Origin of the sequence: Mycolicibacterium aromaticivorans JS19b1 = JCM 16368 (assembly GCF_000559085.1) — a bacterium.
In the GTDB taxonomy this organism is placed as follows: Bacteria; Actinomycetota; Actinomycetes; order Mycobacteriales; family Mycobacteriaceae; genus Mycobacterium; species Mycobacterium aromaticivorans.
In genome coordinates this window covers 262545-284850 of sequence record NZ_JALN02000001.1, presented here as the reverse complement: position 1 = coordinate 284850, position 22306 = coordinate 262545, and the positions used below count along the sequence as shown (strand labels likewise).

Genomic DNA, 22306 nt, shown 5'->3' with positions numbered 1-22306 from the left:
AGTGCTCTCCGCGCAGAACCGCGTGCCTGACCGGCCCGGCGCAGACGATCCCGGGCGAGGGCGGCGGCTCGGCATCGACGTGGGCACGGTGCGCATCGGGGTGGCGGTCAGCGACCCCGACGGCATCCTTGCCACTCCGGTCGAAACGGTGCGCCGCGAGCGGACCGGCAAGCACCTGCGCCGGCTGAGCGCATTGGTTGCCGAACACGACGTCGTCGAGGTGGTGGTCGGATTACCGCGCACGCTGGCAGATCGGGCCGGGACGTCGGCTCAGGACGCGGTCGAGGTGGCCGACGCGCTGACCGAGCGGATCGCGCCGGTGCCGGTCCGGCTGGCCGACGAACGATTGACGACGGTGGTCGCCCAGCGGTCGCTGCGGGAGGCCGGCGTGCGCGCCAAGGCTCAACGCGGCGTCATCGACCAGGCGGCCGCGGTGGGGATCCTGCAGGGCTGGCTCGACCAGCGCCGGAACGCCTCTGAGGGGCAGAGCGAAGCGACCCGGGAAACGACGAGCGCCGGGAGCGACGATGTCTGACGGTTATGACGACCGGTCCGGTCCGGTGGCGGTCGGCCGGCCCCGGCACAAGCTGAGCCGCCTCGAGCGTGCCCGCGCCAAGCGAAACCGTAAGCGGCGCAGGATGATCGGCGCTGTGGCGGCCGCACTGATGGTGCTGGTCGTGGTGGCGGCGGTGTACTTGGGCGGCAAGCTCTTCGGTGGGGACAGCGGCTATTCCGGCGAGGGCAAGGACGACGTCGTCATCCAGGTACACGACGGTGACTCCACCACCCAGATCGGTCAGACGCTGCGCGACAAGAACGTCATCTCCAACATCAAGGGATTCGTCGACGCGGCCAAGAACAACGCCTCGATCGCCGCGATTCAGCCGGGCTTTTACGCGGTGCGAACCGAGATGTCGGCGTCGGCGGCGGTGGATCGGCTGGCGGACCCGAAGAATCGGGTGGGCAAGCTGGTGATCCCCGAGGGCCGGCAACTCGACGACATCGCGGAGGTCGGGTCGGGGAAGGTCACCGACGGCATCTTCACCCTGATCTCGAAGTCCACCTGCATCCCGGCGAACGGTCAGCAGAAGTGCGTTGCCGCCGAGGATTTGCGCCGTGCGGCCGAGCAGGCGCCGGCGACGGCGTTGAACGTGCCGCAATGGGCGGCACAGCCGGTGACCGCGCTGGGCAAGAACCACCGCCGGCTGGAGGGGCTGATCGCCCCCGGCACCTGGAACGTCGATCCGTCGGCGTCCCCGCAGGAGATCCTGGCCAAGCTGGTCGGGCAGAGCGCCGACCACTACGTCGCCGTGGGGCTGCTGGACACCGCGGCGGCGATGCGCCTGTCGCCGTATCAGATCCTGATCGTCGGCTCACTGGTGCAGCGCGAGGCCAAGCCCAATGATTTCGCCAAGGTCGCCCGGGTGATCTACAACCGGCTGGGTGTGCCGCAGAAGCTGGAATTCGATTCGACGGTGAACTATCCGCTGGACCGCCAGGAAGTCGCCACCACCGACGGCGACCGTGCGCAGCTCACGCCGTGGAACACCTACGCCATGGAAGGCCTGCCGGCCACCCCGATCTGCTCACCCGGCCAGGACGCGCTGGCGGCGGCCGAGCGCCCCGAGCCCGGGGACTGGCTCTACTTCGTCACCGTCGATACCGAGGGCACCACGCTGTTCACCCGGGATTACCAGCAGCACCTGACGAACATCGAGCTGGCACGACGCAACGGCGTGCTCGACTCGGCGCGCTAGTGGCAGCGCGTAAGGCGGCGGTTCTCGGTTCGCCGGTCGCGCATTCCAAGTCGCCTCTGTTGCACCTGGCCGCCTACCGCGCGCTGGGCCTGACCGACTGGACCTACGAGCGCATCGAATGTACGGCCGCCGAATTGCCAAGCCTGGTACGGAGTTTCGGTCCGGAATGGGTCGGGCTGTCGGTGACGATGCCGGGTAAGTTCGCCGCGCTCGCGGTCGCCGACGAGCGCACCGAACGCGCGGATCTGGTCGGCTCGGCCAACACTCTGGTGCACACCGGTCGCGGCTGGCGCGCCGACAACACCGATATCGACGGGGTCGCCGGTGCGTTGGGGCACGTCCGGCATCTGCGGCGGGCCATCGTGCTGGGCTCGGGCGGCACCGCGCCCGCGGCGGTGGTGGCGCTGGTCGACCTCGGCGTCACCGAGGTCACCGTGGTCGCCCGCAATCGTGACAAGGCGGCCCGGCTGCTGGATCTGGGCCGGGCGGTCGAGGTCACCGCGGAGTTCTGCGACCTGACCGATGCCGGGCTGCCGGCAGTGGTGGCTACCGCCGATGTTCTGGTGAGCACAATCCCCGCCGACGCCGCGGCCGCCTATGCCGGGGTCTTCGCCGGCGTGCCGGTATTGCTGGACGCGATCTACGATCCGTGGCCCACCCCGCTGGCCGCGGCCGTGCAGGACAGCGGTGGCGACGTGATCAGCGGTGTGCAGATGCTGCTGAACCAGGCGTTCAGTCAGGTCGAACAATTCACAGGCCGGCCGGCGCCGCGAGAGCAGATGGCGGCCGCACTGGGCTAACGTCCGCTCATGGGCCCTGCGGTGTTCGGGATCGTGTTGCTGTGGGCAGTGGCGTTGACGGTGTTCGACGTGCGCCAGCGGCGACTGCCGAACTCCCTGACGCTGCCCGGAGCGGCCGCGGCCTTCTTCGGTGCTCTGGCGTGTGGTCGTGGATTGCCCGCGCTGGCAGGCGCATTGGCGTTGGCTGCGCTCTATCTTGTTGTCCACCTTGTAGTTCCGGACGGATTGGGTGCGGGTGATGTGAAGCTGGCGCTGGGTGTCGGGGGACTGACGGGCGCTTTCGGTTTCGACGTATGGCTGCTGGCGACGCTGGGCGCTCCGGTGCTGACAGCGGTCGTGGCAGTCGCGGTCGCGATGCGGGACCGAACCGCGAGCGTGCCGCACGGTCCTTCGATGTGTCTGGCGAGCCTGGCCGCGGCGGCACTGGTGGTGTTCTGACGCAGACTCCCCGCCAGCTCCGAGCAGGTGCTGCCCAGCTTCACAACGTGAGAAGGTCCACACAAAAACCCTGCTCTAGCTGCGGAAATCCGGTATTACCGTGGAGCGCATGACGATCGATGCAATGGACTGGGACGGCGCCTACCGGGAAGACGGGTTCTTCGACGGGCCGCCGCCGTGGAACATCGGTGAGCCACAGCCCGTGATCGCCGACCTCATCCGGGCCGGCGCGCTCCGCAGCGACGTGCTCGACGCCGGCTGCGGACGCGGCGAGGTGTCCCTGGCCTTGGCTGCGGCCAACTGCACTGTGCTGGGTGTGGAGCTATCCGACACGGCCGTGGCGTGGGCTCGGCGGTCGGCGGTCCAGAGGGGCCTGTCCAATGCGACATTCGAACAGGCCGACATCACCACCTTCGCTGGTCACGACGGACGTTTCTCCAGTGTCGTCGACTGCACGTTGTTCCATGCACTCCCGATCGACAAACGCGACGCGTACCTGAAGTCGGTGCATCGTGCCGCTGCCGTGGGTGCCGACTATTACATCCTGGTGTTCGCCAAGGGCGCCTATCCCGCTGAGATGGTGTCCAAGCCGAACGAAGTCGACGCCTACGAACTACACGCCGCGGTCGGGCGCTACTTCGATATCGACTTCATTCGGCCTACGCCGATCCTTGCGAAAGTTGATGCGCTGCCGGGACTTCCAGATGTGGTGCTGCCGTTCGAGCGAGATTCACTCGGACGGCTGCAGTTTCCGGGATATCTGCTGCACGCGAGGAAGTCCGGGTCCGGTATCGCCTGAACCGACGAGTCAGCCCGCGTCGCTGCCCGACGACGCGGCGTCGGTGAGCAGCTGGCGCAGCCGGTCCAGCGGGTCGCCGCCACCCAGTTGGTGTGGCGCCGACGGCGGGGCTCCGGGACTGGGCAGCCGGTCGGGTGCGATATCGGACAGCCCCTGGCCCGACGGCCCCAGCGCCGGTGGCGGTGCGTCGGAGTCTGCCTGCGCCGCACCGACTGGTGGCGGCGGAGGCGGAGGTGGCGGCGGTGCGGCATCCGGCTCGGGTGGTGGGGGTGGTGGAACAGATTCCAGTGCGCCAATTTTCGCCGTGAGTCGGGCGTCTGCTTCCGCGCGGACCGTGCGCCGGTCGGGCTGCGGATCGTCGTTGCCGGCGAAGCAGCCCGGGGGTGCCTCGGTGACGACCTCCAGCGCGCTGCGATAGCGTTCCGCGGCCGCAGCGGTCCGGCCGGCAGCCGCCGCGACGTCACCCTGCGTCTCGCGCACCAGCTCCAGGTTGACGCGCACCGGGCAGGACTGCCCGTCGGCCAGCGCACGCGAGAACTCGGTGTCGGCGTCGGCGAGGCGGCCCTCCAGGACGGCCGCGGAACCACGGGTGAACGGCGCCTTCGCAGGCTCGATCACATTGAGCGCGCCCAGCTTCGAGGCGTCCGCCTGCATCGCCGCACCGTCGCCCCGGTGGAAGTGCGATACCGCCGAGTCGCCCACCACCACAACCGACATCGCCTTGATCGCCGCCACCACCGCCAGCAGCACCACCGGCGCGGACCACAGCAGCAGTCGCCGGCGCAACCGCAATCGGCCGGCCGTCACCGCGCCTCCCGCCGTGATGTGCGGTGTCGCCAGAACTCCCGCATCGTCAGATAGATCTCGGGCAGCAGCAGAACGGCGGCTAGCACCGCGAACAACCAGTACAGCTCGATGCGATCGGGAATCGGGGTGGACGCCAACGACGCGGCCTCGGTGCCGCCGTCCGGCCGCAGCGCAGGCAACGCGCGCGTCACCGGCTGAGCCGGATCCCGATGTACGTACTGCACACCGAGTTCGTCTGCGACACGGCGTAATCGGCTCTCGTCGAGAGTGGAGATCGCCGGTCCGCCGGAGCGGGCATCAGACAGATACGTCATCGCGCCGTCGACGTAGGCGCCCGGAATCGGGCCGCCCGCCGCGGTGCCGTAGCCGAACACCGCGCCGCCGGACACCCGGTCGCCGCCGTCGAAACTGCCCTGCGGTGCCGTCGACGCGCCGGCGCCCTCGCCGAGGTAGAACACCAGGTTCCGCGCGCCGGGGTATTGCTGGGCGGCCTGAATGAGTTGGTAGCGAAGCAGATTGGCCGCCGCCCCGGCGTTCACCTGAGCGGAGGCGTCCGGGGGCACGCTGACGTACGGGGAGAGCCCCGCGATCGCCGCCGTGAGACTCCAGACGTCTTCGGACAGCGGCCAGTCGATTTCCGGGTCCGACGCGAATCCGATCATCGCGAACCGCGCCTTCGGGTAGGTGTCGACGATCGCCGCCATATCGGTGCGGATGCCGGACATCCGCGTGGCCCCGCCGTAGTCGGAGACCCGTGAGTCCACGGACCGGTCGACGACGAAGAACACGTTGGTGTTGGCACCCTGGCTGACGGCGGCCGCGTCCCGATCGGGTCGGGGCTGAGCGGGCGACTCGATGCCGGGACGCGCGGCCGCGACGATCAGCAATAGCATCGCCGAAGTCGTTGCTCCCCAGCGCAACAGCACTGCTCGGCGACGGTTACCGGGGTGCGCCAGGACCGTCGACAGGGTGACGGCCCGGGCGCCGACGATGAGTGCGGCCAGCACCAGCAGTACGGCGATCGGCAGCACGGGATGTACGGTCATCGGCGCGCCACCACCAAGGCCACGCCCAGCAGGGCGGCGGCCGCCAACCCGGTGATGAGCAGCGGGCCGGGCTGGTCGGGCAGTTGTCCGCTGAGCCGTGCGCCGCCGGGCAGTACCACCGGTGCCGGGTGGGCGGCGATCGCCTGCAGATCATCGGGCAGGGTGGGGTCCGATCCGCCCGGGCCAGCGGCGTGATAGCGGAAGAACCGGCCGCCGGTGCGTTCGGCGAGTGCGTTGAGCTCGGTGTCACCGCGCTGGGCGGCATCGCTGACGTCCACTCGGGATATGGCGTTCACCTGAATGCCCGCCTTGTCCGCCATGTCGGCCACCTGTTGCTCGCTGAACAGTGTGCGTCCGCCACCGGGACCGAATGTGCTGGGTCCCAGATAGATCAGTGACCGGCGGTGAGTGGTGGGTTCGGTGCCGAAGCCCGTCATGCACAGTGCGAGGGTGTCGCGCAGGTTGGGCGCATAGTCGGTGTAATTCACCGACCTGGTGAACTGCGCGGCCTGCTGCGGAGTCGGCGCGCCGTAGTCGCCGAGGCGCTGGGCGGCGTACTGGTAGTCGCGGGTCAGCGGCAGCACCCGCACAGTCGGGGAGGTCAAGCCGATCCGCTGGACGTCGAAGGTCGTTGCCTGCCGGGCGAAGTGATTGAGGAACTGCGTGGTGGTGCCGTCGGTGACCGGCGCTGCGACACACAACATCACGTCCTCGGGATGCAGCGCGTCGAACTCCCGCCCGGATCCCGACGGCCGCGCCGCGGTCACCGCGGCGGTCAGGAACACGACCACCAGTAGCGCGATCGTCGTTGCCGCCAGCACGGTTTCGCGCCGCCGGATCCGCGCGTACTCGGGCAGGGCGGTCAGCCGGTCGACATGGGCCAGCGGCCGCAGCGTCCGGTCGGCTTTCGCCGTCGGTAGGGTCAGGGCGAGCGCCACGCACACGGCCAGGCAGGCCACCGCGGTCAGGGCGATCGGCCACCACCTCAGGTCCACGAGCGGATCAACTCCTCGGCCTGCGCGCCCAATCGGTCGGGGTCGGCGTCGGTACCGGCGTCGAACCGCGCGTCGCGTAACGCCGCGATCAGCGGGGCGGCCGGCGACAGCGTCCCCGCCGCGATCTCATTGACGTGCAGATACTGCGCCCGCACCCCGGTCGCCTGATGCAGGAAGCTGCGCACGGTGTGGCTCATCTGGTCGTAGGCCTGCGCATCGGACAACTCGCCGCGGCGCCGCGATTCGATGATGCGGCGGATGCCGCCTGCGAAGCGCCGCCGCGTCAGCCGGGCATGCAGATCGCCGAACGCGGGCAGCTCGCGCAGCCGGTCGCTGGGCAGAGTCACCACGAAAACCGCTGCATACCAGACGATCACGACCACGAGGAGGATGATTGCGAGCCAGAGCCACCAAGACGAGTACGGGGTAGGACCGCCGACGAAGCGCAACAGGTCACCCGGCACGGGCGAACACCTCCGCCATCGCGGTCAGTCGCGGCCGGATCTCGTCACGGCGTCCGATCGCGGTGAACGGGATCGCGTGGGTGGTCAGGAACGCCTCGAGCCGCGCCCGCCGCCGCTGTTCGGCGCGCCGGTACGCGACCTCGACCCGCCGACCCAACCGGGTCCGGCTGGGCACCACCGCGCCGGTGGCGACGTCATAGCCGTCGCTGTCACCGCTGACTGCGGGCATATCCGATACAAAAGCCCACAGCACATCGTGGCGGGCCGCCAGTCGGGCGGTGACCTCGTCGAGGCCCAGGGTCACATCAGGTTCGTCGGACACCACGACCACTAGCATTCGGCGGCGGTAATGCGTTGCCACATAGCGTAATTGGTCCTCGATACTGCTCGGTGCCGGGCTTGTCGCGGTGTGCCGGTAGAAGTGGTCGAGCATGCTTTCGATATGCGTCTCGCCGCGGCCGGCCCGGATGCTCACACAGCCCCTTGCGTCCCCGTACACCATCCCGATCTCGTCCGAGCGGCCCAGCGTGATCAACCCGAACGCGCCCAGGATCGCCTCGGCCACATCGCGTTTGGTCTCACCACCGGCAGCCAGTGCGGTCATGTTCCGGCCCGCGTCGGCAACCAGCAGGATCTTGTGATGCTTCTCGGACACGAAGCGCTTGATCAGCACCGTGCCCGATCGCGCGGTGGCCCTCCAGTCGATGTCGCGGACGTCATCGCCCGGCACGTACGGGCGCAGGTCGTCGAACTCCATGCTGCGGGTGTGCAGCAGCGCGTAGCGGCCGCCTTCCAGGAGGCCGCGGGTGTCGGTGCCGAAGAACCGCTTGGCCCGGTTGAGATGCTGGCCCATGCCTTCAGGGCACTCGGACCGCGTGCAGGATCGCGTCGATCACCGTATCCGAGGTGACGCCGGTGGCGGCCGCCTCGAAGCCGAGGATCAGCCGATGCCGCAGGATGCGGTGCGCGAGTGTGGCGATGTCGTCGGGGATGACGTGGCCGCGCCCGGAGAGCACCGCCAGCGCGCGGGCGGCCCGGCAGAACGCGATGGTGGCGCGCGGACTGGCGCCGTACTCGACCAGCCGGGCCAGCTTGGGCTCCAGATACACCTGCGGGTTGCGGCTGACAGCGACCAGTTCACTGGCGTAGCGCATCAGCGCCGGATCCATCTGCACTCCGCGCACCACCCGCTGCAGAGCGCGGATGTCGTCGAGGCCGACGACCGCGCCTCGGCGGCGGTCCTTGTCGAACAGGCCGGCGTCGATCCGGTGGATCATCTCGACCTCTTCGGCCACCGACGGGTAGGCCACGACGTCCTTGAGCATGAACCGGTCGGTCTGGGCCTCCGACAGGGGATAGGTGCCCTCCTGGTCGACGGGGTTCTGAGTGGCGACCACCAGGAACGGCTCGTCGATGGGGTAGACGGTGCCCGCAATCGTGGTCTGGCGTTCCTCCATCGCCTCCAGCATCGCGCTCTGGGTCTTGGCGCTGGACCGGTTGATCTCGTCGAGCAGCACGATGTTGGTGTGCACCGGCCCCAGCTGGGTGACGAACCGGTTGGTCGCAGCCTCGTACACCTGGGTGCCGATGATGTCGCTGGGCAGCAGGTCCGGGGTGCACTGAATGCGGTGGAAACCGCCGTGGACGGATTCGGCAATCACCCGGGCGGCGGTGGTCTTGGCCAGCCCGGGCACGCTCTCGATCAGGACGTGGCCGCCGGCGGCAAGCCCGATGAGCAGCGATTCCCGCAGGTTGTCCTGCCCGACCACGGTCGCGGAGAAGGCGGCCGACACCGCATCCACGGTGCGCCGGGCCTGGTCGAGGGAACGCGGATCGGTCTGCAGTCGTGCGGTGGTCATCGAATCCTTTCACCGACTAGGCGATGCGGGTGTCGTCATCCGCCGCAGCGACGAGGGGCTCGCCGAACGGGAAGTCGTATTCACCGTATTCATCCCCTTCTGGGTCGGGCTCCGTTACGTCGCCGTCGTCGCTGTCGGTGATGTCGGGAGCGAAGTTCTCCGGCACCAGTTCGGGTGCGACGTCGGCAGGCTCCTCGCTGATCGGCTCCCGGCGTAGGTCCGCGGCGACCAGTGCCAACCCGGCCAGCGCCAATACGATCACCCCCACTGCCGCCCAGACGCTGCCGCTGATCAAGGCGACCAGGAACATCACGCAGCCTGCTGCGGCGACCATGACCGCGTTGCGCATGATGTCCTCCCGAATGGCGGGTTACCCGCTGGTTGCGCGGCGAACACCCGGGTGGTGCGTAAGCAGATTGGGTCTGCCGTGACCGACGTGGGAAGATGGGACGCGTGTTGCGATGGACGACCGCTGGTGAATCTCACGGCCGCGCGCTGGTAGCCGTGGTCGAAGGCATGGTCGCCGGTGTCGGCGTGACCTCGGCCGACATCGCCGAGCAGTTGGCCCGCCGGCGCCTGGGCTACGGCCGCGGCGCCCGGATGAAATTCGAGCAGGACCAGGTCACCGTGCTGGCCGGGGTGCGCCACGGCGAGACGCTGGGTGGCCCGATCGCCATCGAGATCGGCAACACCGAGTGGCCGAAGTGGGAAACCGTGATGGCGTCCGACCCGGTCGCCAAAGAGGAATTGGACTTGGAAGGGGGAGCGCGCAATGCGCCGCTGACCCGTCCCCGGCCCGGTCACGCGGATTTTGCCGGCATGCTCAAGTACGGCTTCGACGACGCCCGCCCGGTCCTCGAGCGGGCCAGTGCCCGCGAAACCGCCGCCCGCGTCGCAGCGGGCACCCTGGCCCGGTCCTTCCTGCGTCAGGCTCTCGGCGTCGAGGTGCTCTCCCACGTCATCTCGATCGGGGCGTCGGCGCCCTACGACGGACCGCCGCCGGCCGCCGGCGACCTTGACCGCATCGACGAGAGCCCGGTGCGCGCCTCCGACAAGGATGCCGAAGCCGACATGATCGCCCAGATCGAAGCCGCCAAACGCGACGGCGACACCCTGGGCGGCGTCGTCGAGGTCGTCGTGCACGGCCTGCCGATCGGGCTGGGCTCGTTCACCAGCGGTGAGAACCGGCTGGACAGCCAGCTCGCGGCGGCGGTGATGGGGATCCAGGCCATCAAGGGTGTCGAGATCGGCGACGGCTTCGAGACCGCGCGCCGTCGCGGCAGCCAGGCCCACGACGAGATGTACCCCGGCCCCGACGGTGTGGTCCGCTCCACGAACCGGGCCGGCGGCCTGGAAGGCGGCATGACCAATGGCCTGCCGCTGCGGGTGCGCGCGGCGATGAAGCCGATCTCCACGGTTCCGCGCGCGCTGGCCACCGTCGACATGGCCACCGGTGACGAGGCCGTTGCGATCCACCAGCGTTCCGACGTGTGCGCGGTGCCCGCTGCCGCCGTGGTCGTCGAGACCATGGTCGCGCTGGTGCTGGCGCGTGCGGTGCTGGAGAAGTTCGGCGGTGACTCGCTGCAGGAGACCCGACGCAACGTCGAGGGCTACCTTGAGGCTGTCGCTGGGCGCATGCCCGCGGAAACGCACGATTCGCCTGTGCGGGCGTCGGGATAGCACGATGGCGCCGAAGGCCGTGCTGATCGGACTGCCCGGCTCCGGGAAGTCCACCATCGGGCGGCGGTTGGCCAAGGCGATGGGTGTGGCGATGCTGGACACCGACGCCGCCATCGAGGAGAAAACCGGTCGCACTGTCGCCGACATCTTCGCCAATGACGGGGAGCCGGAATTCCGCCGCATCGAAGAAGAGGTCATCCGCGACGCCCTGGCCACCCACGACGGCGTCCTGTCGCTGGGCGGCGGGGCGGTCACCACACCCGGTGTGCGCGATGCGCTGGCCGGGCACACGGTGGTGTTCCTGGAGATCAGCGCCGCCGAAGGCGTGCGACGGACCAGCGGCAGTACGGTACGTCCGCTGTTGGCCGGGCCCGACCATGCCGAGAAGTATCGAACCCTGATGAACGAGCGGGTGCCGATCTACCGTCGGGTCGCCACGATCCGGATCAACACCAATCGCCGCAATCCCGGTGCCGTTGTGCGCCATATCATTTCGCGACTGGAGAATCCGCAGCCGCCGCGCCGGCGGAGGCCGCCGTGGCGGCGGTCGTCGTCGACGTCTGAAAAAGGTTCCGCCCCAACGCCACCGGATGACCCGGTGGAGTCCACCCCGGTCACGCCCGCCACCCCGGCGGCGCTGGCCGCTCGCCGCGCCGGAGTTCGCAAATGACTGAGTCCCTGTCGCCGGTGACCATCGAGGTCGCCGTCGACCCGCCCTACCCGGTGATCGTCGGCACCGGCCTGCTCGGCGAGCTCGGTGAGCTGCTCGGCGGCCGGCACAAGGTGGCGATCCTGCACCAGCCGGTGCTGACCCAGACCGCCGAGGCCATCCGCGCGCACCTGGCAGAGCTGGGTGTCGACGCTCACCGCATCGAGATTCCCGACGCCGAGGCGGGCAAAGACCTGCCGGTCGTCGGGTTCATCTGGGAAGTGCTGGGCCGCATCGGAATCGGACGCAAGGATGCGCTGGTGAGCCTCGGTGGCGGTGCGGCCACGGATGTGGCCGGCTTCGCCGCGGCCACCTGGCTGCGGGGCGTGGACATCGTGCACATCCCGACCACGCTTCTGGCCATGGTCGACGCCGCGGTCGGCGGGAAGACCGGGATCAACACCGAGGCCGGCAAGAACCTGGTCGGCGCCTTCCATCAGCCGGCCGGTGTCCTGGTCGACCTGGCGATGCTGGAGACGCTGCCGCGCAACGAACTCGTCGCCGGGATGGCAGAGATCGTCAAGGCCGGCTTCATCGCCGACCCGAAGATCCTCGACCTCATCGAGGCCGACCCGCAGGCCGCCGTCGACCCGGCAGATGAGGTGCTGCCGGAACTGATCCGGCGGGCGATCGCGGTCAAGGCCGAGGTGGTAGCCGCCGACGAAAAAGAGTCGGCGCTGCGCGAAATCCTCAACTACGGGCACACATTGGGCCACGCCATCGAACGCCGTGAGCGCTACAAATGGCGCCACGGCGCGGCCGTCTCGGTGGGCCTGGTGTTCGCCGCGGAGCTGGGCCGGCTGGCCGGACGGCTCGACGACGAGACCGCGGCGCGCCACCGCGCGGTGTTGACGTCGCTGGGCCTGCCGGTCAGCTACGACGCCGACGCCCTGCCCGATCTTGTCGAGAGCATGGCCGGCGACAAGAAGACCCGCTCGGGGGTGCTGCGGTTCGTTGTGCTCGACGGGCTGGCCAAGCCGGGGCGGCTGGAAGGTCCTGACCCGGCGCTGCTGGCGGCGGCCTACGCGGAGGTGGCGAAGTGACCACAGTGCTGGTGCTCAACGGCCCGAACCTCGACCGGCTCGGGCGCCGCGAACCCGAGATCTACGGCAGCACAACCTATGACGACCTCGTCACCCTGATCGAGACGCAGGCAACCGAATTGGGGCTCACCGCCGTGGTGCGGCAGAGCAACAGCGAAGGCCAACTGCTGGACTGGCTACACGCGGCCGCCGACGCCGGTGACCCGGTGATCCTCAATGCCGGTGCGCTGACCCACACCTCGATCGCGCTGCGCGATGCCTGCGCCGAACTGAACGCTCCGCTGATCGAGGTGCACATCTCCAACGTTCATGCGCGAGAAGAGTTTCGGCATCATTCGTATCTGAGCGGGGTCGCGACCGGTGTGATCGTCGGGCTGGGGGTGCAGGGCTACCTGCTGGCGCTGCGCTACCTGGCCACCCCGGACACCACGCCCGACGAGTCGTGAACAACCGGCTGGCGCTGGGCGGGGCCCGCGTCACGCGCGTGGTCGAAACGCAGGTGCAGATGCGTACATCGCTGTTCGCCGACACCCCGGCGCAGGCCTGGGACGACAACGCCGACCTGCTGGAGCCGCACTTCTGGGATCGTGGCGCCCAACAGTGGCGCATCGCTATGCAGTCCTGGGTGGTGGAGGTCGACGGTCTGATCGTCGTGGTCGACACCGGGGTGGGCAACGATCGCGACCGGCCGCACATGCCGCCCCTGGACCATCTCTCGACCGACTTCCTCACCGCGTTCACCGCGGCCGGCGTCGACCCGGCCGACGTCGACATCGTGGTCAACACCCACCTGCACACCGATCATGTCGGCTGGAACACCCAGCTGGTCGACGGGCGCTGGGTGCCGACGTTCCCCAACGCCCGCTACGTGATGCCCGAAGCCGACTACCGCTTCTTCGGTCCCGGGGGAGACGGCGAGAATGATGGCATGCGAACCGTGTTGGCCGACAGCGTCCTTCCGGTGACCGATCAGATCCAGCTGTGGTCGGACGATCTGAAGCTCAGCGACTCGCTGCGACTGCGCCCGGCTGCCGGACACACGCCCGGATCATCGGTGCTGTGGCTCGACGCGGGCAGTCCCGCCGTGTTCGTCGGCGACCTCACGCACTGTCCGATCCAGATCCGCAGGCCCGACGATGCGTGCGCCTTCGACGTCGACCCGGCCGCGGCGCGCGGTACCCGACGTCGGGTGTTCACCGAGGCCGCCCAGGCGAACGCGACGGTCTTCCCCGCGCATTACCCCGGACACGGGGGACCCGTGCTGGTCGGCAGTGGCGACGGCTTCGACGTCAGCGGCTGGGCGCCGCTGAACGCCATCTGACTACGACTTCTGACTAGGACTTGTCGGACTTGCCCGTCATGTCTATCTGCTCGGTCGGCTCGTCGCGCTCGGCGGTCGCCACCGGCGAGGTGTGCGCCTCGGTGGCCGCGGACTCGTGGTTGAGTCCGGCGAGCGGCCCGGTACGGTCCTCGGTCTCGACGGCGTCGAACACGTCGTGCGCCTCGCCGTAACGGCGGCGGGGTTCGTCGGGGCGCTTGCGGTCGACCAGGAAGCGCCCGATCGCCGCGGCGGCGACGGCAGGCACGAACACCACCAGTGCGGTGAACGCCGCGAAGGTGGTCACCTCGCTGATCAGGCCCTCGGCATACACGTTCTTGTAGAACAGCGAGACGATCCAGGTGATCAGGCCGCTCACGATGCCGGCGACCAGTCCGGCCAGCAACCAGGTCATCGCCAGATCGCGGCGGCGGTCCGGGTCAGGGTTGTCGTTGGCGTCGGAACGGCCGTCGATCAGACCCCATAAGAAGGCCGCGATACCGAACAGCACGACCAGCACGACGCTGATCAGTGCCGCCTTGGTTTCGTAGATGTTGATCAGCGTGCCTTGCACGAGACGGACGATCACCATGCCGGCAGCGAACGCCAGGCCGCGCAACAACCACGTAGTCATGAGGGACCAGCGTAGCGAGTACCGTCAGCGACCGTGACACATTCCCAACGTCGGGACCGGTTGGCAGCCAAGCTGGCCGCCGACGGACTGGACGCAATCCTGGTCAGTGACCTGGTCAACGTGCGTTATCTCTCCGGTTTCAGCGGGTCGAACGCGGCGCTGCTGGTGTTCGCGGGCGACACGCCCGACGTGTTGGCAACCGATTCGCGCTACCGGACGCAGGCCGCGCAGCAGGCGCCGGACCTGGAAACCGTCATCGAGCGGGCCTGCGGACGTCACCTCGTGGGCCGCGCGGTCGCCGACGGAGCCCGCCGGATCGGGTTCGAGAGTCACGTCGTGACCGTCGACGGGTACGACGCCCTGGCCCGCGAGGTCGACGAGCAGCGGGCCGCCGAGCTGGTGCGGGCTTCGGGCACCGTCGAGGCGCTGCGCGAGATCAAGGACGCCGGTGAGATAGCCCTGCTGCGGCTGGCCTGTGAAGCCGCCGACGCCGCGCTGGCAGTACTGGTGAGCAGCGACGGGCTGCGGCCCGGCCGCACCGAACGCGAGGTCGGCCGCCGGCTCGAAGCGCTGATGCTCGAGCACGGCGCAGACGGGCCGTCGTTCGAGACCATCGTGGCCACCGGCGCCAATTCGGCGATCCCGCATCACCGGCCCACCGACGCGGTGCTGGCCAGCGGCGACTTCGTCAAGATCGACTTCGGCGCGCTGGTCGGCGGCTATCACTCCGATATGACCCGCACATTCGTGCTCGGCGCTGCAGCCGAGTGGCAGTTGGAGATCTACGGGCTGGTGGCGGCCTCCCAGCGGTCCGGCCGGAACGCTCTCGAAGTGGGCGCGGATCTTCGTGACGTGGACGGCGCGGCCAGGCAGGTGATCGTCGACGCCGGTTACGGCGAGTTCTTCGGGCACGGCCTCGGGCACGGTGTCGGACTGCAGATCCACGAAGCGCCGGGAATCAACTCCGCCGCCGCCGGTACACTGCTTGCTGGCTCCGTGGTGACCGTGGAACCCGGTGTCTACCTGCCCGACCGTGGCGGCGTCCGCATCGAGGACACCCTGGTCGTCGGCGAACGAAGCCCCGAACTACTGACCCGGTTCCCCAAGGAACTGGCCGTCCTGACCTAGGAGAACGACCTACCGTGGCATCCACTGCCGATTTCAAGAATGGCCTTGTGCTGAACATCGACGGCCAGCTCTGGCAGATCACCGAGTTCCAGCACGTCAAACCGGGCAAGGGCCCGGCGTTTGTGCGGACCAAGCTCAAGAACGTGCTGTCCGGCAAGGTGGTCGACAAGACCTACAACGCCGGGGTGAAGGTGGAGACCGCAACCGTCGACCGGCGCGACGCCACCTACCTGTATCGCGACGGCTCGGATTTCGTGTTCATGGACTCCGAGGACTTCGAGCAGCATCCGCTACCCGAAGCGCTGGTGGGCCGGCTGGCAGATTTCCTGCTCGAGGGCATGCCGGTGCAGATCGCGTTCAACGAGGGCGCGCCGCTGTACCTGGAGCTGCCCGTGACCGTCGAGCTCGAGGTCGCCAGCACCGAGCCCGGCCTGCAAGGCGACCGGTCCAGCGCGGGCACCAAACCGGCGACGCTGGAGACCGGTGCCGAGATCCAGGTTCCGCTGTTCATCAACACCGGCGACAAACTGAAGGTCGATTCCCGCGACGGCAGTTATCTGGGGCGTGTGAACTCCTGATATGGCCGACCGCAAGGCCGACAAGGGTCGGCATCAGGCGCGCAAGCGTGCCGTCGACCTGCTGTTCGAGGCCGAGGCCCGGGGTCTGACCCCGGCCGAGGTTGCTGAGGGGCGCAGTGCGCTGGCCGAGTCCAACGCGGACGTGTCAGCGCTGAACCCGTACACGGTGACCGTCGCGCACGGCGTCACGGCGAACACGGCCCATATCGACGAACTGATCACCTCCCATCTGCAGGGCTGGACGCTGGAGCGGCTGCCCGCGGTGGACCGCGCGATCCTGCGGGTGGCCGTGTGGGAGCTGCTGCACGCGGAGGATGTTCCGGAGCCGGTGGCCGTCGACGAGGCGGTCGAGCTGGCCAAGGAGCTGTCCACCGATGACTCACCTGGCTTCGTCAACGGGGTGCTCGGCCAGGTCATGCTGGTGACCCCGCAGATCCGTGCGGCCTCGCAAGCAGTCACAGACGCGGCCCGGGACCCCATCCCGGAGGCGTAACCTCCCCGCCATGCTGAGTGCCGCCGACTGGGTGCAGGCCGGGTTCTCGTTGCTCGCCACCGACGGTGTCAAAGCACTGACCGTCGGCCGGCTCTGCGAGCGGGTGGGTGCCACCAAGGGCAGCTTCTACTGGCATTTCACCGACCTCGGTGGGTATCGTCGCGCGCTGGCCGACACCTGGGCCGAGGTGAACGACACCGACCGTGCCGACTTCATCGGGCCGGCCGGGCTTTCGCCGCGCGAGCGGCTCAGCCGGATGATGACAGTCCTTCTGGGGCAACGACATTGGATGCTGGAGCGGGCGATGCGGGAGTGGGCGCGCACCGATGCCGATGTCGCGGCGGCGGTGTCCGCCTCCGATCGGCGGGTGCGGCGTGCGGTGCGGCAGGCCTACCTCGACGACGGGTTCAGCACCGAGGAGGCCGACGTGCGCGCCGATGCGACATTCGCGGCCGGGGTCGGATTTCTGCACCTGTCAGCGTCCGCACCCGGCCCGAAAGCCGCTGCGCTGCAACAGCGTTTCCTGGACATCATGCTGCGGCACTAACACCATACTAAAAGGTATGGTAGCGTCCGGTCGATGATCAGCGACCACTTCGTGGCATGCCTGGCGCAGCGCGCCGCAGAAGCCGAAGAGTTGCGCCGCCTGCCCGACGCCACCATCGCCGACTACCGCGCGAGCGGACTCGCGAGACTGCTGGTGCCGGCCCGCTACGGCGGGGAGCAGGCGCCTTTTCCCGCGATCCTGGAACCGGTGCGGCAGATGGCGCGCGGCTGTGCGTCGAGCGCGTGGACCTTGGGGTTCTACACCCTGCACAACTGGATGCTGGCGCTGTTCGGCGAGCAGGCACAGGACGAGGTGTTCGCCGACGGGCCGGTGCTGTGCCCGGCGCCGCTGGCGCCGACCGGTCGCGGGCTGCCTGCCGACGGCGGAGTGCGGCTGTCCGGCCGGTGGTCCTGGGCCACCGGGATCATGGCGGCCGACTGGGTGATGGTCGGCGCGCTGTGCGGACCCGACGACGGCAGGTACCCTGCGCTGGTCCTGCTGCCGTTCGACAGTGTTGTGGTCGAGGACGTATGGCACACCGATGGGATGCGGGGGACCGGCTCGCACGATGTGCTGGTGCACGACGTGTTCGTGCCCGCGCACCGCCTGGTCGGCGTGGTCGATGTCTACGGCGGCACCGCACCGGGTGCGGCGCTGCACGATGCGAGCGCCTACCGGTGGCCGATGGTGCCAGCGCTGTCACTACTGGCGGCGATGCCGGCCTTCGGTGCCGCCGAGGCGGTCGCCGACGGGTTCGCCGCCCGCCTCGGTGAGCGAGTGCTGGCCTATTCCGGTGTGGCCCAGAAACAACAGCCGGCGGCGCAAATCCGCCTTGGCGATGCGCGGGTGCGGTTGCGCGCGCTGCACGGCCTGCTGGACGACACGGTCGACCTGATCGAAAGCTTGGTCACCGACGACATCCGGATTCCGCGCACGGTTCGCGCCCAGGCGCGGGTGGCGGCCGCGCACATCGTGCACGAGTCCCGCGCCGTCGTCGCCGATCTACTCGAATCCGCAGGCGCCAGTGTGCATTTCCTGCACAACCCGCTGCAGCGGGCGAAACGGGACATCGACGTCATCGCCGGCCACGTGGTGTTCGACTACGACGTGAGTCGCGAGCTGGCCGGCGCGCTGGAGATCGGCGCGCCGGTCTCGCCGATCGCGATGGTCTAGCGGGCGCTCCTGGCATTGGCCATGAGCTCGGCCACCCGTTCGCGCTCAGCCGGGTTCTCGAAGACGCCGTCCTTCTTGAAATACGTGCCGACGATGGCGCCGTCGGCGAGGGCCAGCTGGTCGGCGACGTTCTCGGCCCTGACTCCGGTGTTGACGAACACCGGGACGGTCCCCGCGGACTTCTTCACGACGGACAGTGCCTCGAGATCCGTTGGGGCGCCGGCGGTCAGGCCCGACACACAAATGGCGTCGGGCAGTGTGGCGAACACCGTCGTGCGGGTGATCGACGCGAGATCGCGCTGAGCGAGGTAGGTGGCGGACTCGGGAACGATGTTGAAGAACAGCTTGACCCCGGCGCCGCCGATACGGGTGCGGTGACGGGCGACCTCGCCGATGTTGGTGTCCCACAACCCGAAATCGCTGGCGTAGACGCCGGTGAAGATCTCCCGGACGTACTGTGCCCCGGTGGCGACGGCGAGGTCGATCGATGCGCGACCGTCCCACAACACGTTGACCCCGTAGGGAATCGAGATGTCGCCGAGCAACTGACCGATGATGCGGGCCATGGTGATCGCGGTGATCGGTTCGGTCTTTGTGAGGTAGGGAAGGCTGAACTCGTTCGAGATCATCACTCCGTCGACGCCGCCCTGCTGAAGCGCGTCGAGCTCCTCCTTGGCGCGGTCCACCACGGCCGTGAGCCCGGCGCGGGTGTCGAATCCGGGGTCGCCGGGCAGCGCGGAGAGGTGAAGCATCGCGATCACGGGCTTCTGTACGGAGAAGACCTCGCGCACCCAGTCGGCCATGTGAACCCCTTTCGGTTGGGACTGTCTGTTTCTAACGCACGGCTGGCAAGTTCTGCAAGAAAATTACAGATAGTTCCGATTAGTCCGGTAATTGTTGCAGCCAAGTCGTGAAGACTTTACATTGAGACCCACACTTCGTGAATCACTCACAACAAGGAGCGGGCGAACTGGTGTCAGCCAAGACGCGGCGTGCGCAAATAGAGCAGCGGGTCCTCGACGAGGGTGAGATCGAATACGCCTCGTTGGCACAGGAGTACGGCGTCTCCGAGATGACGATCCGACGAGACGTCGACGCGTTGGAGGCATCCGGTCTGGTCCGTCGCATCACCGGTGGTGCGATAAAGGCCTATCAGAAGGCCGAAGAACCATCCTTCGAGAGCCGAGCGTCGAGATCGGCCACCGAGAAGATGCACATCGCCGAGGCGGCGGTCGAACTCCTCGAGCCGGGCGAGACCGTCATCCTCGACAGCGGCAGCACGGTGCTGGCGGTGGCCCGCGCCATCCGCGGCCGCCGGCTGGGACTCACCATTGTGACGCCGAGCCTGCTGGCCGCCATTGAGCTCGCGGACGAACCGGACACCACGATCATCGTCACCGGGGGACAACTTCGCCCCGGCGAGCTCAGCCTGATCGGCTTCGAAACCGAAGCGGTCTACCGGATGTACAACTGCGACACCTACATCATGGGTGTCGCCGGCGTCGATCCCGTCCGCGGCCTGACCGACTATCACCGGGTCGAGGGCAGCGCCAAGCGTGCGGCCGCCGGCGCCGCAGACCGCATCATCGTCGTCGCCGATGAGTCCAAACTCGGCCGGGTGCAGCTGTTGACCGTTGCCCCGCTGAGTGCGGCGGGCCACATCGTCACCGACAGTCCTGCTGACCACCCCACCCTGGTGGCAGCCCGCAACCTCGGTGTTGAGGTGCTCTGCGTGGATCGAGACGGCAAGCCCGGCGACCGCGTCCTGGACGAAGCCCTGTGAGCGGCTACACCATCGGCGTGGACATCGGCACGACCGGCACCAAGACGGTGCTGCTGGACACCGGCGGTGGAATCGTCTCGCAAACCAGCCGTGAATCAACACTTTTCAGTGACCGGCCCGGCTGGGCCGAGGCGGATCCGGAGCAGTGGCTGGCCAATGTGATCAGTTCGCTCACCGAGGTCGTCGACGCCGCCCGGATCGCACCGTCCGACATCAAAGCCATCGCGACCACGGGCATGGTGCCCGCCGTCATCGCCATCGATGCCGCGGGCCGACCATTGCGCCGGGCAATCCTGCAGAACGACGCCCGGGCCGCTGATGAGATCCGCACCTTGGCAACGGCCCTGGCCGATATCGACCTCGTCGGATTGACCGGTGCCGCACTGACCCAGCAGTCGGTGGCGCCCACCGCGCTCTGGCTGGAACGCAACGAACCTGACATCGTCGCGCGGACAGCTTGTTTCGTCGGCTCCTACGACTGGCTGCTGGTCGCCCTTGGGGCCCCTGCCCACGTCGAGAAGAATTGGGCGCTGGAGTCCGGCCTGTTCACCATCGACGGGGAACCGGTCGGCTCGGTGATGACCGCCGCCGGTGTCGATCCCGCGCTCCTGCCGCCCGTGCGGTCGCCCGGAGACGTTGCCGGCGGACTCAGCTCCGAGATGGCCGAACGCACCGGTCTGCGCGCGGGCACCCCTCTGGTCGTCGGTGGTGCCGACCATGTGTTGTCGGCCTTCGCCGCGGGCGTCGAAGAACACGGCGACTGGTTGGTAAAGCTGGGGGGAGCCGGTGACATCCTGGTGGCCAGTGACGATCCCGTCGTCGACCGACGCCTCTATCTGGATGCCCATCCGGTGCCCGGCCGGTGGCTGCCCAATGGCTGCATGGCCACCAGCGGCAGCCTGATCCGCTGGTTCCAAAGCCTCGTCGGCGGCGAGGATCTGCTGAACCTGGACCGCGAAGCGCAGCACCGGCGTCCCGCCGACGTCCTCTGCCTCCCGTACTTCCTCGGCGAGAAGAGCCCGCTGCACGACCCGGACCTGCGCGGTGTCTACGCCGGTCTGCATCTGGGCACCACGCGCGCCGACATGTACCGCGCGACTCTGGAGGCCATCGCCTTCGGCTTCCGCCACCACGTCGAGGTGTTCCGCGAGCTGGGCATCGAACTCGGCCGCGCGTCGATCACCAACGGCGGCAGCAAGTCCACCCTCTGGAAGCAGATCCACGCCGAAGTCCTCGGCGTGCCGGTGCATCCCATCGTCGACCATCCCGGCGCCTCACTGGGAGCCGCGCTGATCGCCGCGGTCGGTGTCGGAGCGCTGGCGGGATGGGACCAGTGCCGACAGTTCGTCCGGCTCGGCGAACCCGTGGTGCCCGACCCCGCCAATGTCGCGGTCTACGACGCCGCATACCAGGAATGGCGCGACCTGGCCACAGCCACCACCGCCATCTCGCACACGCTAGCTGAAAGGACTCGTCAATGAGCAAGACCGTGGTCGTCACCGGAGCCGGATCGGGAATCGGCAAGGCGATCGCTACCGTTGCCGCCCAACGTGATTGGCGGGTGGTCGTCACCGACATCGATCTCGACGCCGCCACCGCCGTCGCCGCCGGGCTGGACGACCCGGCAGGCCTGGGCCATGAAGCCACCCAGCTCGATGTCACCGACCCGGCGCAGGCCGCGATGGTCGCCGACGACATCGCCGACCGGTTGGGGCTGGACGCGTGGATGAGCAACGCCGGCATCTCGTTCATGGTGCCGTTCCTCGACGTGTCGCTGGACAACTACGACCTGACGATGGACATCAACCTCAAGGGGGTGTTCATCTGCGGTCAGGCGGCGGCCCGCGCGATGGTTCGCACCGGGCGCCGCGGGACGATCGTCAACACCGCGTCGATGGCGGGCAAGCAAGGCCGGGTGCCGTATCTGTCCGACTACGTCGCCTCCAAGCACGGCGTGGTCGGCCTGACCCAGGCGATGGCATACGAACTCGCCGAGCACGGCATCACCGTCAACTGCGTGTGCCCCGGATTCGTGGCCACGCCGATGCAGTCGCGCGAATTGGACTGGGAGGCGCAGCTTCGCGGAACCACGCCCGACAAGGTCAAGCAGATGTGGATCGACGACACACCGCTGGGCCGTTTACAGCAGCCGGAGGACGTCGCCTACACCGTCGCCTTCCTGCTCTCCGATGACGCCCGGTTCATCACCGGCGAAGCGCTGGCCGTCAACGGCGGCGCCTACATGGATTAGCCCT

At 68.6% G+C, this 22306-nt stretch carries 27 protein-coding genes; 18 read left to right on the top strand and 9 right to left on the bottom strand.

Annotated features, from left to right (window positions below):
- Position 1 precedes the first annotated feature (1 nt).
- The 5 genes from ruvX (at position 2) to Y900_RS01325 (ending at position 3794) form a co-directional block, all read left to right on the top strand.
- Complete coding sequence (gene ruvX / locus Y900_RS01345; RefSeq protein ID WP_051659816.1) at positions 2–535, top strand: Holliday junction resolvase RuvX; 534 nt, start codon at positions 2–4, stop codon at positions 533–535.
- Complete coding sequence (locus Y900_RS01340; RefSeq protein ID WP_036338116.1) at positions 528–1757, top strand: endolytic transglycosylase MltG; 1230 nt, start codon at positions 528–530, stop codon at positions 1755–1757. The genes ruvX and Y900_RS01340 overlap by 8 nt, the downstream gene beginning before the upstream one ends.
- Positions 1757–2557 carry a shikimate dehydrogenase gene (locus Y900_RS01335; protein WP_036338114.1) on the top strand — a complete coding sequence of 267 codons (801 nt, stop codon included), beginning with the start codon at positions 1757–1759 and terminating at the stop codon, positions 2555–2557. Before Y900_RS01340 ends, Y900_RS01335 begins: the two co-directional genes overlap by 1 nt.
- 9 nt (positions 2558–2566) lie before the next feature.
- Positions 2567–2995, top strand: a complete 429-nt coding sequence (locus Y900_RS01330) for a prepilin peptidase (protein WP_036338111.1) — start codon at positions 2567–2569, stop codon at positions 2993–2995.
- A gap of 109 nt (positions 2996–3104) precedes the next feature.
- Complete coding sequence (locus Y900_RS01325) at positions 3105–3794, top strand: class I SAM-dependent methyltransferase (RefSeq protein WP_036338108.1); 690 nt, start codon at positions 3105–3107, stop codon at positions 3792–3794.
- A 9-nt stretch (positions 3795–3803) separates the two neighbouring features.
- Here the strand turns inward: Y900_RS01325 and Y900_RS32665 are convergent, their stop codons facing one another.
- Genes Y900_RS32665 through Y900_RS01290 form a run of 7 tightly spaced genes read right to left on the bottom strand, consistent with a single transcriptional unit; the run spans position 3804 to position 9314 of the window.
- A complete protein-coding gene (locus Y900_RS32665) occupies positions 3804–4601 on the bottom strand; it encodes a hypothetical protein (protein ID WP_036338105.1) in 798 nt (265 codons plus the stop codon).
- Positions 4598–5647, bottom strand: coding sequence for a vWA domain-containing protein (locus Y900_RS01315; RefSeq protein WP_036338102.1), 1050 nt, complete (start codon positions 5645–5647; stop codon positions 4598–4600). Before Y900_RS01315 ends, Y900_RS32665 begins: the two co-directional genes overlap by 4 nt.
- A complete protein-coding gene (locus tag Y900_RS01310) occupies positions 5644–6642 on the bottom strand; it encodes a vWA domain-containing protein (protein ID WP_036338099.1) in 999 nt (332 codons plus the stop codon). Before Y900_RS01310 ends, Y900_RS01315 begins: the two co-directional genes overlap by 4 nt.
- Positions 6633–7106: a hypothetical protein gene (locus tag Y900_RS01305; RefSeq protein ID WP_036338096.1), complete on the bottom strand. Its 474-nt coding sequence runs from the start codon at positions 7104–7106 to the stop codon at positions 6633–6635. The genes Y900_RS01310 and Y900_RS01305 overlap by 10 nt, the downstream gene beginning before the upstream one ends.
- Positions 7096–7959, bottom strand: coding sequence for a DUF58 domain-containing protein (locus Y900_RS01300; RefSeq protein WP_036338093.1), 864 nt, complete (start codon positions 7957–7959; stop codon positions 7096–7098). Before Y900_RS01300 ends, Y900_RS01305 begins: the two co-directional genes overlap by 11 nt.
- A 4-nt stretch (positions 7960–7963) precedes the next feature.
- Positions 7964–8965: an AAA family ATPase gene (locus tag Y900_RS01295; protein WP_036338092.1), complete on the bottom strand. Its 1002-nt coding sequence runs from the start codon at positions 8963–8965 to the stop codon at positions 7964–7966.
- A gap of 16 nt (positions 8966–8981) precedes the next feature.
- Positions 8982–9314: a hypothetical protein gene (locus Y900_RS01290; RefSeq protein WP_036338090.1), complete on the bottom strand. Its 333-nt coding sequence runs from the start codon at positions 9312–9314 to the stop codon at positions 8982–8984.
- A 95-nt stretch (positions 9315–9409) separates the two neighbouring features.
- On the opposite strand from Y900_RS01290, the gene aroC reads away from it, so the two are divergent.
- Genes aroC through Y900_RS01265 form a run of 5 tightly spaced genes read left to right on the top strand, consistent with a single transcriptional unit; the run spans position 9410 to position 13718 of the window.
- Complete coding sequence (aroC, locus tag Y900_RS01285; RefSeq protein ID WP_192827465.1) at positions 9410–10645, top strand: chorismate synthase; 1236 nt, start codon at positions 9410–9412, stop codon at positions 10643–10645.
- Between the two features lie 4 nt (positions 10646–10649).
- On the top strand, positions 10650–11315 hold the full coding sequence (locus Y900_RS01280; protein ID WP_036338087.1) for a shikimate kinase: 666 nt from the start codon (positions 10650–10652) through the stop codon (positions 11313–11315).
- Positions 11312–12397 (top strand): 3-dehydroquinate synthase, encoded by a 1086-nt coding sequence (gene aroB, locus Y900_RS01275; protein ID WP_036338084.1) that lies wholly within the window; start codon positions 11312–11314, stop codon positions 12395–12397. The genes Y900_RS01280 and aroB overlap by 4 nt, the downstream gene beginning before the upstream one ends.
- Positions 12394–12843 (top strand): type II 3-dehydroquinate dehydratase, encoded by a 450-nt coding sequence (aroQ, locus tag Y900_RS01270; protein WP_036338081.1) that lies wholly within the window; start codon positions 12394–12396, stop codon positions 12841–12843. The genes aroB and aroQ overlap by 4 nt, the downstream gene beginning before the upstream one ends.
- A complete protein-coding gene (locus tag Y900_RS01265) occupies positions 12840–13718 on the top strand; it encodes an MBL fold metallo-hydrolase (RefSeq protein WP_036338078.1) in 879 nt (292 codons plus the stop codon). Before aroQ ends, Y900_RS01265 begins: the two co-directional genes overlap by 4 nt.
- A gap of 13 nt (positions 13719–13731) precedes the next feature.
- Here Y900_RS01265 and Y900_RS01260 read toward each other — a convergent pair whose 3' ends face one another.
- The gene (locus tag Y900_RS01260) at positions 13732–14349 is read right to left on the bottom strand and encodes a B-4DMT family transporter (RefSeq protein ID WP_036338077.1); all 618 of its coding nucleotides are present in this window, start codon (positions 14347–14349) and stop codon (positions 13732–13734) included.
- Positions 14350–14382: 33 nt separating this feature from the next.
- Here Y900_RS01260 and Y900_RS01255 point away from each other — a divergent pair, with 33 nt between their 5' ends.
- Genes Y900_RS01255 through Y900_RS01235 form a run of 5 tightly spaced genes read left to right on the top strand, consistent with a single transcriptional unit; the run spans position 14383 to position 18268 of the window.
- Positions 14383–15477 (top strand): M24 family metallopeptidase, encoded by a 1095-nt coding sequence (locus tag Y900_RS01255; RefSeq protein WP_036338074.1) that lies wholly within the window; start codon positions 14383–14385, stop codon positions 15475–15477.
- 14 nt (positions 15478–15491) lie between these two features.
- A complete protein-coding gene (gene efp / locus Y900_RS01250; protein WP_036338071.1) occupies positions 15492–16055 on the top strand; it encodes an elongation factor P in 564 nt (187 codons plus the stop codon).
- A gap of 1 nt (position 16056) precedes the next feature.
- Positions 16057–16548, top strand: a complete 492-nt coding sequence (nusB, locus tag Y900_RS01245) for a transcription antitermination factor NusB (protein ID WP_036338068.1) — start codon at positions 16057–16059, stop codon at positions 16546–16548.
- A gap of 10 nt (positions 16549–16558) precedes the next feature.
- Positions 16559–17095, top strand: coding sequence for a TetR/AcrR family transcriptional regulator (locus tag Y900_RS01240; protein WP_036338066.1), 537 nt, complete (start codon positions 16559–16561; stop codon positions 17093–17095).
- A 33-nt stretch (positions 17096–17128) separates the two neighbouring features.
- Complete coding sequence (locus tag Y900_RS01235) at positions 17129–18268, top strand: acyl-CoA dehydrogenase family protein (RefSeq protein WP_036338064.1); 1140 nt, start codon at positions 17129–17131, stop codon at positions 18266–18268.
- On the opposite strand, the gene Y900_RS01230 is transcribed toward Y900_RS01235, so the two are convergent.
- Positions 18265–19071 carry a BtpA/SgcQ family protein gene (locus Y900_RS01230; RefSeq protein ID WP_036338063.1) on the bottom strand — a complete coding sequence of 269 codons (807 nt, stop codon included), beginning with the start codon at positions 19069–19071 and terminating at the stop codon, positions 18265–18267. The two genes, Y900_RS01235 and Y900_RS01230, sit on opposite strands and share 4 nt — an antisense overlap.
- Positions 19072–19241: 170 nt before the next feature.
- Here Y900_RS01230 and Y900_RS01225 point away from each other — a divergent pair, with 170 nt between their 5' ends.
- From Y900_RS01225 to Y900_RS01215, 3 genes are read left to right on the top strand one after another with little or no spacing between them, the layout of a single operon-like run.
- Positions 19242–20051: a DeoR/GlpR family DNA-binding transcription regulator gene (locus tag Y900_RS01225; RefSeq protein ID WP_237752468.1), complete on the top strand. Its 810-nt coding sequence runs from the start codon at positions 19242–19244 to the stop codon at positions 20049–20051.
- Positions 20048–21532 (top strand): FGGY-family carbohydrate kinase, encoded by a 1485-nt coding sequence (locus tag Y900_RS01220; RefSeq protein WP_036338059.1) that lies wholly within the window; start codon positions 20048–20050, stop codon positions 21530–21532. The genes Y900_RS01225 and Y900_RS01220 overlap by 4 nt, the downstream gene beginning before the upstream one ends.
- Positions 21529–22302: an SDR family NAD(P)-dependent oxidoreductase gene (locus tag Y900_RS01215; RefSeq protein ID WP_036338056.1), complete on the top strand. Its 774-nt coding sequence runs from the start codon at positions 21529–21531 to the stop codon at positions 22300–22302. Before Y900_RS01220 ends, Y900_RS01215 begins: the two co-directional genes overlap by 4 nt.
- Positions 22303–22306: the final 4 nt, after the last annotated feature.

Bases quoted from the DNA above. Each gene is read 5' to 3' on its own strand.
- Y900_RS01240 (WP_036338066.1), top strand. From the start codon at position 16,559: ATGCTGAGTGCCGCCGACTGGGTGCAGGCCGGGTTCTCGTTGCTCGCC.
- Y900_RS01295 (WP_036338092.1), bottom strand. From the start codon at position 8,965: ATGACCACCGCACGACTGCAGACCGATCCGCGTTCCCTCGACCAGGCC.
- Y900_RS01325 (WP_036338108.1), top strand. From the start codon at position 3,105: ATGACGATCGATGCAATGGACTGGGACGGCGCCTACCGGGAAGACGGG.
- Y900_RS01230 (WP_036338063.1), bottom strand. From the start codon at position 19,071: ATGGCCGACTGGGTGCGCGAGGTCTTCTCCGTACAGAAGCCCGTGATC.
- aroC (WP_192827465.1), top strand. From the start codon at position 9,410: ATGGGACGCGTGTTGCGATGGACGACCGCTGGTGAATCTCACGGCCGC.
- Y900_RS01235 (WP_036338064.1), top strand. From the start codon at position 17,129: ATGATCAGCGACCACTTCGTGGCATGCCTGGCGCAGCGCGCCGCAGAA.
- Y900_RS01260 (WP_036338077.1), bottom strand. From the start codon at position 14,349: ATGACTACGTGGTTGTTGCGCGGCCTGGCGTTCGCTGCCGGCATGGTG.
- Y900_RS01330 (WP_036338111.1), top strand. From the start codon at position 2,567: ATGGGCCCTGCGGTGTTCGGGATCGTGTTGCTGTGGGCAGTGGCGTTG.
- Y900_RS01340 (WP_036338116.1), top strand. From the start codon at position 528: ATGTCTGACGGTTATGACGACCGGTCCGGTCCGGTGGCGGTCGGCCGG.
- Y900_RS01300 (WP_036338093.1), bottom strand. From the start codon at position 7,959: ATGGGCCAGCATCTCAACCGGGCCAAGCGGTTCTTCGGCACCGACACC.
- Y900_RS01280 (WP_036338087.1), top strand. From the start codon at position 10,650: ATGGCGCCGAAGGCCGTGCTGATCGGACTGCCCGGCTCCGGGAAGTCC.
- aroB (WP_036338084.1), top strand. From the start codon at position 11,312: ATGACTGAGTCCCTGTCGCCGGTGACCATCGAGGTCGCCGTCGACCCG.
- Y900_RS01215 (WP_036338056.1), top strand. From the start codon at position 21,529: ATGAGCAAGACCGTGGTCGTCACCGGAGCCGGATCGGGAATCGGCAAG.
- nusB (WP_036338068.1), top strand. From the start codon at position 16,057: ATGGCCGACCGCAAGGCCGACAAGGGTCGGCATCAGGCGCGCAAGCGT.
- Y900_RS01315 (WP_036338102.1), bottom strand. From the start codon at position 5,647: ATGACCGTACATCCCGTGCTGCCGATCGCCGTACTGCTGGTGCTGGCC.
- Y900_RS01290 (WP_036338090.1), bottom strand. From the start codon at position 9,314: ATGCGCAACGCGGTCATGGTCGCCGCAGCAGGCTGCGTGATGTTCCTG.